The organism is Cupriavidus sp. SIMBA_020 (genome assembly GCF_046535395.1).
In the GTDB taxonomy this organism is placed as follows: Bacteria; Pseudomonadota; Gammaproteobacteria; order Burkholderiales; family Burkholderiaceae; genus Cupriavidus; species Cupriavidus campinensis.
On sequence record NZ_JAWRWU010000003.1, the window covers coordinates 206,262 to 219,991 of the forward strand.

Genomic DNA, 13,730 nt, shown 5'->3' on the forward strand with positions numbered 1-13,730 from the left:
CCGTAAAAAGCTGGAATGCCCAGTGTAGTCCCGGGGGTGCCCCGCCAGTGTTTCGCGTCTGTGTCGCCCCGGCTACACGTGGTAACGGGGCGACCAAGGGGGCGATCGGCGGATCAGAGCGCCGATTTCACCACCGCGCCGGAGGCGAAGAAGCTCTCCAGGTTCTCGAACACCAGGTTGGCCATGGCCGCGCGGGTCTCGTGGGTGCCGCTGGCCACGTGGGGCAGGAGCACCACGTTGTCCAGCCCGAACAGCGCCTCGGGCACGTGCGGTTCGTTTTCGAAGACGTCCAGCCCGGCGCCGGCGATGCGCTTGTGGGTCAGGGCGTCGACCAGCGCGGCCTCGTCCACCACGGTGCCGCGCGCGATATTGATCAGGTAGCCCTGCGGCCCGAGCGCCTCCAGCACGCCGGCCGAGATCAGGTGGCGTGTTTCCGGCCCGCCCGAGGTGGCCACGACCAGGAAGTCCGCCCAGCGCGCCAGCGCCTCCACGGACGGCTCGAAGCCATAGGCCACGCCGTCCTGCGGCTTGCGGCCGAAGTAGCGCACTTCCATGTCGAAGCCCGACGAGCGCTGCGCGATCACGCGCCCGATACGCCCCATGCCGACGATGCCCAGCCGCTTGCCGCTGACGCGCGTGGTTAGCGGATAGGGGGCCTTGGGCCACTCGCCGCGCCGCACGTAGCGGTCCGCCGCGCTGACCTGGCGCGCCGCGTCCATCAGCAGGGCGAACGCCGTGTCGGCCACGCAGTCATTGAGCACGTCCGGCGTGTAGCCCACCGCGATGCCGCGCGCACGGGCGGTGTCCAGGTCGAGCTTGTCCAGCCCCACGCCGAAGCTGGAGATCACGCGCAGGTTCGGCAGCGCGGCCAGCATCTTGGCGTCCACGCCCGTGGCGGCCCGGGTGGTCATCGCCACGAACCCGGCGCCGTGGGCGGCCAGGTAGCCGGCGGGGTCGGTCTCGGCCCAGAGCGGGTGCACGTCGAAGGATTCGGCGAGGCGGGCTTCGGTGTGTTCGGGCAGGCGGCCGTGCTGCAGAAGGCGGGGTTTCATGCGGAATTGGTCCTGTCTGGGAAGGTAGCGGAGGATGGAGGGCGGCCGGGGGCGGCGCGCCCGCCATTATCGGGGACGATGCTTGCGGAAGGCTTGCGGTCAGTAGATGCTCGGCTCGCCCACCGGGTCGCCGAAATCGGTCTGGAGGAAGTCGAAGTCGCAGCCGTCATTGGCCTGGCGGATGTGCCGGGAGAACATGAAGCCGTAGCCGCGCGTATAGCGGGGCGGCGGCGGGGTCCAGACGGCGCGGCGGCGCGCCAGTTCTTCGTCGGATACCTCCAGGTGGATGCTGCGCCGGTCGATATCCACCGAGATCAGGTCGCCGGTACGTACCAGCGCGAAGGGCCCGCCGATGTACGCCTCGGGCGATACATGGAGGATGCAGGCGCCGTAGCTGGTGCCGCTCATGCGCGCGTCGGACATGCGCAGCATGTCGCGCACGCCCTGCTTCACCAGCTTCTTCGGGATCGGCAACATGCCCCATTCCGGCATGCCGGGGCCGCCTTGGGGGCCGGCGTTGCGCAGGATCAGGATATGGTCGGCGGTCACGTCGAGGTTCTCGTCCTCCACGGCAGCCTTCATCGACGGGTAATCGTCGAACACCAGCGCCGGGCCGGTATGGCGGAAGTAGCGCGGGTCGCAGGCGCTCGGTTTGATCACGCAGCCGTCCGGCGCGATATTGCCGCGCAGCACGGCCAGCGCGCCTTCCCGGTACAGGGCGTTCTCCGTCGTACGGATCACATCGTCGTTGTGCACTTCGGCCCCGGCGATGTTCTCGCCCAGCGTGCGGCCGGTCACGGTCAGCGTGGTCAGGTCGAGCTTGTCCCGGATGCGGCTCATCAGCGCCGGCAGGCCGCCCGCGTAATAGAAGTCTTCCATCAGGTACTTGTCGCCGCTGGGCCGGATGTTGGCGATGACCGGCACATGCCGGCTGGCGGCGTCGAAGTCGTCCAGCCCAATGTCATGGCCGGCGCGGCGCGCCATGGCAATCACGTGGATGATGGCGTTGGTGGAGCAGCCCATGGCCATGGCCACGACGATGGCGTTCAGGTACGCGGCCCGGGTCTGGATGCGCGCCGGCGTGAGGTCTTCCCAGACCATCTCGACGATGCGCCGGCCCGACTCGGAGGCCATGCGGATATGGTTGGCATCCGCCGCCGGAATGGACGACGCGCCGGGCAGGCTCATGCCCAGCGTCTCGGCGATGGCGGTCATGGTGCTGGCGGTGCCCATCGTCATGCAGGTGCCGTGGCTGCGCGCGATGCCGCCCTCGATGCCGATCCACTCGGCCTGGCTCAGGTTGCCGGCGCGGCGCTCGTCCCAGTATTTCCAGGCGTCCGAGCCGGAGCCGAGCACGTTGCCCTTGTAGTTGCCGCGCAGCATCGGCCCGGCCGGCACGTAGATGGCGGGCACGCCGGCGCTGGTGGCGCCCAGCAGCAGGCCCGGCGTGGTCTTGTCGCAGCCGCCCATCAGCACCGCGCCATCCACGGGATGCGAGCGGATCAGCTCCTCCGCCTCGATGGCGAGCAGGTTGCGGTAGAGCATGGTGGTCGGCTTGACCGAGCTTTCCGAGAGCGAGATGGCGGGCAGCTCCACCGGGAAGCCGCCGGCCTGCAGGATGCCGCGCTTGACGTCTTCCACGCGCTGGCGGAAGTGGGCGTGGCAGGGGTTGATGTCCGACCAGGTGTTCAGGATGGCGATGAGCGGCTTGCCCATCCACTCGTCGGGCGCGTAGCCCATCTGCATGATGCGCGAGCGATGGCCCGAGGAGCGCAGGTCATCGGGGGCAAACCAGCGCGCGCTGCGCAGCGTGTCGGGGGTCTTTCTTCGAACTGTCATGTGTCTCCACCGTTGCTGTCGTCACGGCGCCTGCCAGGCAGCACGCCGTTGGGGTGTGGGTTGGAGGCACTAGTGTATTGGCAGGCACACCGATCCGGCAACGCCGGAGACCTGCGCAGGCTACTGCTCCTCCAGTATCGAGAGGATGTTGCCGGCCGGGTCTCGGAACCACGCGATGACGGGGCCGCCTTCGCCCCGGCAGATGCCGCGCGCGTCGGTCTTCATGCCGGGTTCGTCATACATTTCGAAGCGCACGCCGTGGTGCGAGAGGCTGTCCACGGTCTTCTCGACGCTCTCCACCGGGAAGTTCAGCACCGTGAACGTGGCCGGCGCGTGGTTGGACTTGGGATAGAGCAGCACGTGGTTGCCGCCGGGCAGGTTGAGCGCCAGCATGCCGTGCTCCTCCGTGACCACAAGGCCGAGCGTGTTGGCGTAGAAGTCCTTGGCCATGGCGAGGTCGTTGACCGAGAATCCGCTGAAAGCATGGCTGTCCCTGAGCATGGTGGTCTCCTGGATCTGGCTGGTGGGGGCGCCGACAGGGACACCTGTATGGGCGCATCATGGCCCCAGTATGGTTCATCGGCCCCCTTCTCCCAAATGACAAATCGATGATGGCCCGGCCCCCGTCCACCCCCCGGACGACCCTCCCGGCACCCCCCGCCACCACGGCCACCACGGCTGCCCTGACCGCGCTGGCGATGGTCGCCTTCGCGGCCAATTCGCTGCTGGCGCGGGCGGCGCTGAAGGGCACCGGCATCGACGCGGCCACGTTCACGCTGGTGCGGGTGGCCTCGGCCGCCCTGGTGCTGGGGGCGATCCTGTACCTGCGCGCCCGGGGTGACGCGCGGGACCTGCGGCATGGGCACGGGCACGCGCACGCGCAGATGGGGGGCGACTGGATCGGTGCGGTGGCGCTGCTGGTCTATGCATGCGGCTTTTCCTTCGCCTACCTGCGGCTGGCCGCCGGCACCGGGGCGCTGGTGCTGTTCGCCAGCGTGCAGGCGACCATGATCGGCGACGGCCTGCGGCGTGGCGACCGCCTGCGCGCGGCGCAGTGGCTCGGCATTGTGCTGGCGCTGGCGGGCCTGGTCTGGCTGGTGCTGCCGGGTTTGCAGGCCCCGCCGCCCGGGGCGACGCTGCTGATGGCCGTCGCCGGCATCGGCTGGGGCGTCTATTCGTTGCGGGGCCGGGGCGCGCCGGACGCGCTGGCCGCCACCACCGGCAACTTCGTGCGCGGGGTGCCGCTGGCGCTGGCGGTGAGCGTGGTGAGCGTGGTGAGCGTGGTGAGCAGGGGGACGGTCTCCCAGCTTTCGGTCGACTGGCACGGGGTGGCGCTGGCGGCGGCCTCGGGCGCGGTGACGTCCGGCATCGGCTATGTGATCTGGTACGCCGCGCTGCGCGGGCTGGCGTCCACCACGGCGGCCACGGTGCAGTTGAGTGTGCCGGTGCTGGCCGCGCTGGGCGGCATCGCCTGGCTGGGCGAGCCGATGACCGCGCGGCTGGCGGTCAGCGCGGTGGCCATCCTCGGCGGCATCGCGCTGGTCATCGCCGCGCGGCGACGCTAGTCCCGCATACCGATTTCTCTTCCACTGCGCGGCTCGTTCTCCACGCTGGGCGCCTCCCTCCGCCTCCCTCCGTTTGTAGGGCTTGCCACCGCGCCGCTGCGGGGCGAGCGTTTTATTTTGACAACATTACATTCGGCGAAGCGGGCACTTACCTATGGCATGCGTAGTCGCTTGATCTAGCGCTAGGAGTTTTTGTCAATCAATGGTCAGAATTGATAGATTTTTAACTTTTCCTGGATGACCGCGATGCTGAGAGTCATGATTTCCACCCCTGACCAGCTTGGACAGGTGCTGCAAGGCGCACGCAAGGTCGCCGGCCTGACACAGGCGGAAGCGGCCGCCCGGCTCGACATCAGTCAAAGCCGCATTTCGCATATGGAGCTGAACCCCGAGACCATCAGCGCGGGGCAATTGCTGGCGCTGCTCGGGGCGTATGACCTCGATCTCGTCGTGCAGCACCGCGCGATCGGGGAGGCGGAAATCCAGAAGTTCGAGTGGTAAGGCACGACTCACTCAGGGCAACAGCGTTTCGCCCTCGTGCGCCGTGGCCAGCATCGCGAGGTGATCGGCAAAGCCGCCGGCCAGCCTGCCACGCGCCCGCGCGCTGGTGGTCACCTGCGGCAGCGTGCTCCAGGCGATATGGGCGTTGATGGCCTGCAGCGCCTCGATCAACGCCACGTCCTCGCTGACCGGATGCGGCAGGAATCCGCCCGCGCGCCGGTAGGCATGCGAGCACACCCCGAGGTTGGCGCCGTGGACATGCCGGTGCCCCTCCTCGCGCCGGTAGCGCGCGGCAAACCGCGTGGCCACGTGCGGCGGCTGGGGGCTCCAGTCCTCCACCGTGACCAGTCCGCAGACCGCATCGGCGCGTAGCGCGAGCTGCGCCACCAGCCAGTCCGGCGCCACGCGGCTGTCGGCATCGGTAAAGGCCAGCCAGCGCGCCTGCCGGGCCAGCAGATGCTGGGCGCCGGCGCGGCGCGCCTCGCCCACGTTGCGCGCGGCAATCGCCAGGCAGGTGATGCGCTCCGGCGCGTGGCGTTGGGCGATGGCGGCCGAGCCATCGTCGCAGGCATCGAGCACGATCACCACGCGCACTGCTTCGCCACCGAGCGCCGGATGGGTGGCCGCCATGGCCAGCGCCCGCAGGCATGCCTCCAGATGGTCTTCCTCATTGTGAACGGGCACGACTACGCCGATCATGCTGGCTCCCGCTGGCGGAGCGGCCGCGCGTTGCGCGACCAGACTTCGAGCAGGAAATCCGGCTCCAGATGCCGCACATGGCGATGCAGCCCCGGTTGCCGCGCGATGGCCGCGTGCACCTGCCGCGTGGACTGCGTGCGCCCGGCGAACGGGCGCTGCCAGTGGCAGGCCAGGATCACGCCCGCCTCGGTCAGCGCGCCGGCCGCGCGCTGCGCGGTCTCAAGCCAGGCGTCGGGGGCGAAGAAGTAGCCGATCTCGCTGAGCACGATCAGGTCGAAGGGGCCTTCCGTGGGCCAGTCCGTTGGCAGGTTGGCGGTGGCGACCTCGACATGCCGGTGCCGTGCCACGCGCTCGCGCGCGCAGGCCACGGCGCGGGGCACGAGATCCACGGCGAGCAGGTGGTCGCAGCGCGCGGCGAGGCGCTCGGTCAGCATGCCGGTGGCGCAGCCGGCCTCGAATGCTGTGCCGTAGCGGGCGTCAGGCAGCGCGGCGAGCACCACGTCGCGCTTGCGGGCCTCGTACCAGAGCGACTCCAGGCCCCAGGGGTCGGGGTTCTCGAACATGGCGTGGAAGTCCGTGGCGGTTGCGGTCATAGCGTTCCCATATCGCTATCGCCCTGCGCCAGCCGCTGGCCCAGCGCGGCGAGGTCGCGTTCGGCATGGCTCTGGCGCAGCAGCACGGGCAGGTCGGCGTACAGCGCGGCCAGCGTCGGGTTGCGGCACAGCGGGCCGGCGCCAAGTGTGTTGCCGGCGTGCTGGATCACGCGCAGCACGGCGGCCTCGATCACGGTGCGGGCGCGCATGGCCGGCACGAAGGCGTCTTCGGTGGGATGGTCGTCGATCCATCGCGCGGTCTCGCGCAGCAGCGCGGCGCTGGCGTGCAGGTCGCCGTCGATGGCGGCGAGGTGGGCGGCGGCGTGGGGGTCGTCCCGCTTCTTCAGCGCCGCGCGCACGGCGTTGGCCACGGCGTTGGCCAGCGGCAGCGCCGCGCCATGCCAGCAGGCTGCGATGCCGGCCCCGCCGTGCCAGAAGCCGGGGCGGCGTAGGTAGGCGTCCGGCGCGGCCAGCAGCAGCGCGGGGCAATCGTCGAACAGGACATCGCCGCTATCGGTGGCGGCCATGCCCACGGCGTGCCAGCCCTCGCGCGTGACGCGGATGCCGGGCCCGGCCATGTCGACGACGGCCAGCCGCTGGGCACCGGGCTCCGCCTGATCCAGCCAGCAAGTGACGAGCGCGTGCGAGACCTCGCCGGCGCCGGAACACCAGGCCTTGCGGCCGGTGAGGCGGGCGGGGGTGAAGCTGGCAGAGTCGGTCAGTCCTGCAATGTGGGAGAGGTCGGGGGGGACCTTGGGCAAATCATCGGTCTGCACGCGCAGGCGGGCATCGGGCGGTTCCGCCGCCCAGATCGCCCAGCGGGTGTCGGGGGCCGGCGTGGCGCCGGCGACTTCGGCGAGGATGGCCAGCGCATCGGCATGGGCCTCGAACAGCTTGATGGCGACCGCGCCCCGCTTGGCGGCGATGGTGGCGAACAGTTGCCAGCGCGCCAGTGTCTGGCCATGGCCGGGGAGGGGGATGTTGCCGCCCCGGACGAACTCGGAGATCAGGGCCCCGAGGTGGGCGTGCGCGCCGTGATTGTCCGGAAAGTCGCCCATGGTGCCTCCATCCTCGTGCCAGCATCGGAATCTGTCACTTGGAGGGTACGCACGGCGCCGCGCGGCGCCTGCCGGCAAACGGCGCGCCGCGATGTCAGCCGAATCCCACAGGGGGTTTGGTTACGGCAGGTAGCCCAGCAGGCGCCACCAGAGGTAATCCAGCGGCAGCAGCACCACCACCGTGATGGCCGCCAGCGCCAGGCACAGCCGCGTGCCGTGCCGCAGGCCCACGCCGCCCAGCTGCATGGCGATGACGATGGGCGGCGACTGGTAGGGGAAGAACACCGTCGAGAACACCGGCACCTGCAACATCAGCACGGTTTCCAGCGGCAGGCCGGTGGCGGTGGCCAGGTCGCGCGCCAGCGGCGTCATCACGGCGGGGAGCGCGGGCAGCGTCGACATCAGCCCGAGCACGGCCCCCATCGCGCCCAGCGCGCCGACGTTACCGGCAGTGTGGCCCGGCGCCAGCGGCAGCCAGTGCAGCAGCGCGGCGCTGATGGCCGTGCCGAGGCCGGTGTGCTCGACTACCGCGCCCAGGCCGAGGAACCCGGCCACGTAGAGCAGCGGCACCAGGTGCACCTGCTCGGTCAGCGCCTTGGGCGAGACCAGCCCGATGCCGGGCAGCAGGCAGACGATGCACGCCGCCAGCGAGATCCAGGCGGGCGAGATGCCGTGCCAGGCGTCTGTGGCGAACGCGGCCACGGCCAGCGCCAGCAGCAGCGCGAGCAGCGTCTCGGGCTTGCTCATGGGCGTGCGCGCGGCGGGCGGCTGCGGCGTCATCGCCGCCGTCTCCGGGAACAGCTTGCAGACCAGCCAGACCAGCACCACGGTCTTCAGCGCGCCCAGCACCGGGAAATGCAGCAGCAGGTAGCTGCCATAGCTGAGGTTGATGCCATAGAGCGAGTTGGCCGCGCCCAGCAGCACGCTGTTGGGGATGTTGGCCGGCAGGATCGAGGTGGGCGGCATGTAGCTGGCCGCCGCCACGGTCAGCACCATGCCGATGCGCCCGTTCGATCCGGGCCGGAAGCCGAGACGGTCTGACAGCGCCAGCACGATCGGCATCAACAGCAGCACCCGGCCCGTGGTGGACGGCATCAGGAACGCCAGCCCCACCGCGCTCATGGCTACCGTGGCAATCACCTGCGGATAGGTGTTGACGCGCTTGTGGAAGATGATGTCCGCCAGCCGCAGCGCCAGCCCCGTGCCGCGCAGCGCCACGCCGGTCACCGCGCCGCCGAACATCAGCCACCAGGCCGTGGACGTGAAGCCGGAGAACACCACCGGCGCGGGCGCGATATGGAGGACCACCGCGCACAGGAAGAACAGCAGCGTGGCGGTGGGTTCGGGCAGCGCGCCAGTGGCCCAGCAGGACACGGTGGAGACCACCAGCGCGCCGGCCCAGATCAGCGCGGGCGGCGCCCCGGCGGCCTGGCCGGCGATCCAGACCGCGGCGATGCTGGCTGCGATCAGCAGCGCGGCGCGGATGGAGTCCGCCGGGCGGCCGGAAAATTGCGGGGCGGTTGGCGTGGGCGTGGGCGTGGGCGTTGGCGTTGCCGTTGGCTTGGCGGCGGGGGTCGAATCGGCAGGCATCGCGGTGTCTCTTCGGATGCCGGTCGCGCGATTGTTGACGTCTGGCGCCGGCAGCCATTTGTCGTGGTGCCGTATCGTACTGCACGCCTCTGGCGCGTGCCGGATGCGTAACTGGTGCCCGGCGCGAGGAATTGTCGCTTGTGTTTTCCGGTTCAGCGTGTCTTGCGGAAGGTCAGATTGATGCGCGTGCGCCCGGTGAGCGCGTGATCGTCATCCGCCAGCGGCGCAATGCCGTGGAAGACCAGCCGCGACGGGCCGCCCCACACCACCACGTCGCCATGGGCGAGCCGGATGCGCGCCGGCTTGTCCGCGCGGCGCAGGCCGCCCCAGAGGAAGGTGGCGGGCAGGCCGAGCGAGACCGAGACGATGGGCGCGCGCAGGTCCAGTTCGTCGCGGTCCTGATGGAGCGAGAGCCGCGTGCCGGGCAGGTAGCGGTTGATCAGGCAGGCATCGGGCGCGAAGCCGGGGTAGCCGGCGCTGGCGGCGGCGCGCTCGGCCAACGCGCGGAACACCTCGGGCATGGGCGGCCACGGCGCGCCGGAATCGGGGTCGGCGGGGTCGTAGCGGTAGCCGGTGCGGTCGGAGACCCAGCCCGCCTCGCCGCAGTTGGTCATCGCCACGGACATGCGCAGCCCGCCGGGGGTGATCAGGTGGCGGAACGGGGCCTGCGCGCTGAGGTGGTCCACGGCGGCCAGCAGGCGGGTATCGACATCGCGCGCAAAACCCCGCAGCACCACGGCGCCCGGGCCCAGGGGCTCGGTGGCGGGCGGGGTGTCGGGGTCGGCGGGAAGGGCGTCGAAGAGGTCGAAAGTCATGATGGGTGGGGGACCGGGCGGGCGCGGCATGCCGATGATAGCGGCTCGCCCGGTTGCCGGGTGGCCGGGGCGTGCAGCGCGTTCACGCTATCGGGGTGCCAACGGGGTGCCAACGGACGGTGAGCACCGTTGTAAATGGGCAAACCGGCATGGATTCCGAGTGCGCTTCCGTTATCATCCGCGAGTTCCGTCAAGGGACGATAGCGCGGATCGACAAAAACACAGCGCGCACGGGAATAACCAGAAGGGGTCAATACGATGGAAACCAAGCAATTCGCGCCACGGCGCGGGATGACACTTGTCCGGCGCTTGCTGGGCGCGGGACTGATCGCCGGCATGCTGGCACTGGCCGCCTGTGGCGGCGGGGGCGAGGAGGCGACCAACGGCTCGCCTGGCGCCGGCGCGCCGTTGACGCCGGCGAATCCGCCGGTGCCGCCGGTGAACAATCCGGACCCCGGCACGCCGGGCGTGACCAAGAGCGCCAAGCGCGGCGTGGCCTACGACCTGGTCAGCGCGCAGGACTTCGCAGCGCTCGCCCCCGGGGTGTCCTGGTGGTACAACTGGGCCGCCAAGCCCAACGGCACGGCGCCCGCCGATGCCACCACCACGTACAGCATGGACTTCATTCCCATGCTCTGGAATGACAACTTCAACGACGCCGCCATCGAGGCCTGGCTGCTGGCCAATCCGCGCGTGAAGTACCTGCTGCTGATGAACGAGCCGAACCTCACCGATCAGGCCAACCTGACCCCGGCGCAGGCCGCCACCGTCTGGCCGCGCTACGAGGCCATCGCCGCCCACACCGGCGTCAAGCTGGTCGGCCCGACCATCACCTGGGGCACCATGCCCGGCTACCAGGACCCGGTGGTCTGGATGGACGCGTTCTACGCCGCCTATCGCACCGCCAACGGCAACCGCGACCCGCGCATCGACTACCTGGCCTTCCACTGGTACGACTACGGCCTCGGCGGCCAGCTCGACCGGCTGATGAAGTACAACAAGCCGTTCTGGGTGACCGAGTTCGCCAACTGGCACAGCAACGCCGACGGCGCCCAGATCGACACCATCGAGAAGCAGAAACAGCAGATGAAGGAAATGGTCGCCATCTGCGAACAACGCGCCGACGTGTTCCGCTACGCCTGGTTCACCGGCCGCTGGAACAACGACATGCACTTCACCAGCCTGCTCGGCGGCGATGGGCAGCTGACGGAGTTGGGCAAGTACTACATCGGGTTGCCGTTCTGAGCGGGGCTACCTCGGCCGCGCCATCCCCTCCAGCAACGCCTTATGAAACGCCGCCGGGTCCTGCATCTGGGGGGCGTGGCCGAGTTCGGGGAATTCCACCAGCGTGGTGTTCGGGATTGCGCGGGCCGTGATTTTGGCCAGTTCGGGGTAGCGGCCTAGCCGGGCCTGGACGTCTGGCGGGGCGGCGTCCTTGCCGATGGCGGTGGTGTCCTTGTCGCCGATCAGCAGGAGGGTCGGGGCCTGGATGGCGCCCATTTCGTAGACCACCGGCTGGGTGTAGATCATGTCGTACAGCAGGGCCGAATTCCACGCCACGATCTGCTTGCCCGGACCCCGGTTGAGGCCGGCCAGCATCTGCACCCAGGGTTCGTAGTCAGCGCGCCACTGGCCCGCATAGTACGTGGCCCTCTCATAGTTGCGGATGCGGTCGGCGGTGGTGGCCAGCTCGCGCGTGTACCACTGGTCCACGGAGAGCGGCGGCACGCCCTTGGCCTTCCAGTCCTCAAGCCCGATCGGGTTGACCAGCACGAGCTGCTGGGTCTCGCGCGGGTACATCAGCGCGTAGCGCATCGCCAGCATGCCGCCCGTGGAATGGCCCATCACCGTCACGTTGCTGACGCCGATGGATGCCAGCAGGTCGTGCGTGTTGCGGGCGAGTTGCTGGAAGGTGTACTGGTAGCGCGCCGGCTTGGTCGATTTGCAGAAGCCGATCTGGTCCGGCGCGATCACGCGGTAGCCGGCGCCGCTCAGCTGGCGGATGGTTTCCTGCCAGGTGGCGGCGCAGAAGTTCTTGCCGTGGAGCAGGACCACCGCGCGGCCGTTGGGCTTCTCGGGTTTGACGTCGAGGAAGGCCATCTGCATGGCTTCGCCCTGGGAGGTGAAGCGGTAGCGCTGGACCGGGGCGGGGTAGTCGAAGCCTTCGAGTTCGGGTCCGTAGGCCGGGCCGCTGTCGGCGGGCGGTGTGGCCGATGGTGTGGCGGGCGGTGTGGCCGATGTGGGGTCGGCGGCATGGGCGAGCGGCGCAGAGAGTGCGGCGACAGTCGCAGCGGCAAGCAGGGTCTGGCGGAGCAGGAACATGGTGGGGGCGGGGTGCGAGGAAGAGACAGGATCGTCGCACAACTGACCGCCCCGCGTGCGGGGAAGTTCCGGACGGGCACCTGCTGGCCGCAGGCGCCGTCCGATGCCCGGCGCATCAGGCGAACGTATCGACCTCGCCGCGCGCCAGCGGGCGCGGGGTGCGGGGGGCAGGCGTAGCGGACACGGCGGGCGCCGTGTCCTTGCCGAAGCCGGTGGCCTGGCCGAATGCGCTGCCGCCGGACTGGCGTTGCGGTTGCTGCTGGCCGCCGTTGCCGGCCTGGGCGAAGCCGTCCGAGCCGACCGAGGCCTGGCCCAGCTGGATGCCTGCTTCCGCCATCGACGTGCGCAGGTGCGGCAGCGCGGCTTCCACGGCGGCGCGCACGGCCTGGTGCGGCGACACGAATTGCGCCTGCGCCTGATCGTTCACCACGTTCAGCACCACCTTCAGCGGACCGAGGTTGGGCGGGTTGAGATCGAGTTCGGCGGTCTGGTTGCCTTGCGTGGACAGGCGCACCATCTGCTGGCCGAGGGCCTGCGCCCACTGGCTGTCGCCGACGTTCGGCGCGACGGCCGGACGCGCGGCGGCTGCGGCGGCGGCCGGCGTGGCATGCACGGCAGCCTGCGCGGCGATGGCCGAGGCCAGCGTGGCGGCGCTGCTGGCATTCGTGGCGCCGGTATCGGCCGCTTCGCCGGTACGCGCCGCGGCCGCTGCGGCGGCGAACGGGTTGGCGGCGGGGGCGTTGGCGTTCGGCGCGGCGGTGGCTTGCAGTGCCGGCTGGGCGGTCTGGCCGAGGCTCGACTGCTGGCTGCCGGACTGGCCGCCGGTGTGGCCGCCCGTGTGGCTGCCGGACTGGCCGCGCGCGTCCTGCGCGCCAGCGATCGGTGCCTGCTGCGTGGCGGCGGCGATCTTGTCGGCGGTGGTCGGTGCGGTGCCCTGGAGCGCGGCGCGTTGCTGGGCGATGGTCGCCAGCGTGTCGGCCGGGCTCGGCGTGGACGCCTTGGCCGTGGCATCGGCGGTGGCCGTGGTCGTGGCCGGCAGTTGCGCGAGCGGGTCGGTCTGGGCCGGGGCGGCGGCATCGCCAGCCGCAGCGGCGGCCTGTGCGGCCTGTGCGGCGGCGGCTTGCGCGGCGGCCTGGCCGGTCAGCGTGGCCGGGCCATTGAGACCATTGAGACCATTGAGACCGTTCACACCATTCATACCGTTCAGGCCAGCGAGGCTGTTCAGCCCGGTGGGGTCGGCAGCGGCCTTGTCGGTCGGGGCCGGCTGCTGGGGCAGCGGTTGCAGCAGCATGGCGGCAGCCAGCGCGGCGGCAGCGGCGGCGGCGTCAGACGCCACGGTGCTGTCTTGGCCGTCTTCGGCATCCTGCGCGGTGTCCGTGGCCGCATCGGCCTTGCCGGTGGTCTTCCCGTCGGCATCCTTGGCCGGACGCGTATTGGCCTGCGCCGTCTGGGTGTCACCCTTGTTCTGCGTCGATGGTTCGGCCGACTTGTCCTTGGCTGCCGTGTCCCTGGCGTCCGCCTTGTTGCCGGACGGCTTGGCGGGCACGCGCACGGCTGGCTGGCCGCTGTCGCGCGCGCGGGTCAGCGCGTCCTGGAACGCATTGGCCTCGGCGCTGGCACGGGCGTCGCCGGCCGTGCCGGAGGTCGGGGTCTTCAGGCCGGCGTTGCCGACGAGCTGGCTGATATCGATCATGTT

13 protein-coding genes are annotated in these 13,730 nt (G+C 70.4%); 3 read left to right on the forward strand and 10 right to left on the reverse strand.

Annotated elements, in window-relative coordinates; translation table 11 throughout:
- Positions 1-113: 113 nt before the first annotated feature.
- The 3 genes from SB751_RS07860 to SB751_RS07870 all read right to left on the reverse strand — a co-directional run bounded on the left by SB751_RS07860 (position 114) and on the right by SB751_RS07870 (position 3,392).
- Positions 114-1,052 (reverse strand): 2-hydroxyacid dehydrogenase, encoded by a 939-nt coding sequence (locus SB751_RS07860; RefSeq protein ID WP_410747919.1) that lies wholly within the window; start codon positions 1,050-1,052, stop codon positions 114-116.
- Positions 1,053-1,151: 99 nt separating this feature from the next.
- Complete coding sequence (araD, locus tag SB751_RS07865; RefSeq protein ID WP_144202991.1) at positions 1,152-2,891, reverse strand: L-arabinonate dehydratase; 1,740 nt, start codon at positions 2,889-2,891, stop codon at positions 1,152-1,154.
- Between the two features lie 120 nt (positions 2,892-3,011).
- Complete coding sequence (locus tag SB751_RS07870) at positions 3,012-3,392, reverse strand: VOC family protein (protein WP_144202987.1); 381 nt, start codon at positions 3,390-3,392, stop codon at positions 3,012-3,014.
- A gap of 110 nt (positions 3,393-3,502) precedes the next feature.
- Here SB751_RS07870 and SB751_RS07875 point away from each other — a divergent pair, with 110 nt between their 5' ends.
- Positions 3,503-4,456, forward strand: a complete 954-nt coding sequence (locus tag SB751_RS07875; protein ID WP_410747972.1) for a DMT family transporter — start codon at positions 3,503-3,505, stop codon at positions 4,454-4,456.
- Between the two features lie 258 nt (positions 4,457-4,714).
- Entirely contained in the window at positions 4,715-4,957 is a 243-nt protein-coding gene (locus SB751_RS07880) for a helix-turn-helix domain-containing protein (RefSeq protein ID WP_377731879.1), read from the forward strand.
- A 12-nt stretch (positions 4,958-4,969) separates the two neighbouring features.
- Here the strand turns inward: SB751_RS07880 and SB751_RS07885 are convergent, their stop codons facing one another.
- From SB751_RS07885 to alkB, 5 genes are all read right to left on the reverse strand, one after another.
- Complete coding sequence (locus tag SB751_RS07885; protein ID WP_144202984.1) at positions 4,970-5,656, reverse strand: glycosyltransferase; 687 nt, start codon at positions 5,654-5,656, stop codon at positions 4,970-4,972.
- Positions 5,653-6,249, reverse strand: coding sequence for a class I SAM-dependent DNA methyltransferase (locus SB751_RS07890; RefSeq protein WP_144202982.1), 597 nt, complete (start codon positions 6,247-6,249; stop codon positions 5,653-5,655). The genes SB751_RS07885 and SB751_RS07890 overlap by 4 nt, the downstream gene beginning before the upstream one ends.
- On the reverse strand, positions 6,246-7,307 hold the full coding sequence (locus tag SB751_RS07895; protein WP_410747920.1) for an acyl-CoA dehydrogenase family protein: 1,062 nt from the start codon (positions 7,305-7,307) through the stop codon (positions 6,246-6,248). Before SB751_RS07895 ends, SB751_RS07890 begins: the two co-directional genes overlap by 4 nt.
- A gap of 120 nt (positions 7,308-7,427) precedes the next feature.
- Complete coding sequence (locus tag SB751_RS07900; RefSeq protein ID WP_211944186.1) at positions 7,428-8,897, reverse strand: SLC13 family permease; 1,470 nt, start codon at positions 8,895-8,897, stop codon at positions 7,428-7,430.
- A gap of 152 nt (positions 8,898-9,049) precedes the next feature.
- Complete coding sequence (gene alkB, locus SB751_RS07905) at positions 9,050-9,712, reverse strand: DNA oxidative demethylase AlkB (protein ID WP_250025764.1); 663 nt, start codon at positions 9,710-9,712, stop codon at positions 9,050-9,052.
- Between the two features lie 258 nt (positions 9,713-9,970).
- On the opposite strand from alkB, the gene SB751_RS07910 reads away from it, so the two are divergent.
- Positions 9,971-10,957 (forward strand): glycoside hydrolase family protein, encoded by a 987-nt coding sequence (locus tag SB751_RS07910; protein WP_244845116.1) that lies wholly within the window; start codon positions 9,971-9,973, stop codon positions 10,955-10,957.
- A 6-nt stretch (positions 10,958-10,963) separates the two neighbouring features.
- Here SB751_RS07910 and SB751_RS07915 read toward each other — a convergent pair whose 3' ends face one another.
- Positions 10,964-12,034: an alpha/beta fold hydrolase gene (locus tag SB751_RS07915; protein ID WP_144202973.1), complete on the reverse strand. Its 1,071-nt coding sequence runs from the start codon at positions 12,032-12,034 to the stop codon at positions 10,964-10,966.
- A 115-nt stretch (positions 12,035-12,149) separates the two neighbouring features.
- Entirely contained in the window at positions 12,150-13,727 is a 1,578-nt protein-coding gene (locus SB751_RS07920; protein ID WP_313817630.1) for a flagellar hook-length control protein FliK, read from the reverse strand.
- Positions 13,728-13,730 lie beyond the last annotated feature (3 nt).

What these genes read in the sequence shown, in the direction of transcription:
- SB751_RS07860 (WP_410747919.1), bottom strand. Translation starts at nt 1,052, where the DNA reads ATGAAACCCCGCCTTCTGCAGCACGGCCGCCTGCCCGAACACACCGAA.
- araD (WP_144202991.1), bottom strand. Translation starts at nt 2,891, where the DNA reads ATGACAGTTCGAAGAAAGACCCCCGACACGCTGCGCAGCGCGCGCTGG.
- SB751_RS07870 (WP_144202987.1), bottom strand. Translation starts at nt 3,392, where the DNA reads ATGCTCAGGGACAGCCATGCTTTCAGCGGATTCTCGGTCAACGACCTC.
- SB751_RS07875 (WP_410747972.1), top strand. Translation starts at nt 3,503, where the DNA reads ATGGCCCGGCCCCCGTCCACCCCCCGGACGACCCTCCCGGCACCCCCC.
- SB751_RS07880 (WP_377731879.1), top strand. Translation starts at nt 4,715, where the DNA reads ATGATTTCCACCCCTGACCAGCTTGGACAGGTGCTGCAAGGCGCACGC.
- SB751_RS07885 (WP_144202984.1), bottom strand. Translation starts at nt 5,656, where the DNA reads ATGATCGGCGTAGTCGTGCCCGTTCACAATGAGGAAGACCATCTGGAG.
- SB751_RS07890 (WP_144202982.1), bottom strand. Translation starts at nt 6,249, where the DNA reads ATGACCGCAACCGCCACGGACTTCCACGCCATGTTCGAGAACCCCGAC.
- SB751_RS07895 (WP_410747920.1), bottom strand. Translation starts at nt 7,307, where the DNA reads ATGGGCGACTTTCCGGACAATCACGGCGCGCACGCCCACCTCGGGGCC.
- SB751_RS07900 (WP_211944186.1), bottom strand. Translation starts at nt 8,897, where the DNA reads ATGCCTGCCGATTCGACCCCCGCCGCCAAGCCAACGGCAACGCCAACG.
- alkB (WP_250025764.1), bottom strand. Translation starts at nt 9,712, where the DNA reads ATGACTTTCGACCTCTTCGACGCCCTTCCCGCCGACCCCGACACCCCG.
- SB751_RS07910 (WP_244845116.1), top strand. Translation starts at nt 9,971, where the DNA reads ATGGAAACCAAGCAATTCGCGCCACGGCGCGGGATGACACTTGTCCGG.
- SB751_RS07915 (WP_144202973.1), bottom strand. Translation starts at nt 12,034, where the DNA reads ATGTTCCTGCTCCGCCAGACCCTGCTTGCCGCTGCGACTGTCGCCGCA.
- SB751_RS07920 (WP_313817630.1), bottom strand. Translation starts at nt 13,727, where the DNA reads ATGATCGATATCAGCCAGCTCGTCGGCAACGCCGGCCTGAAGACCCCG.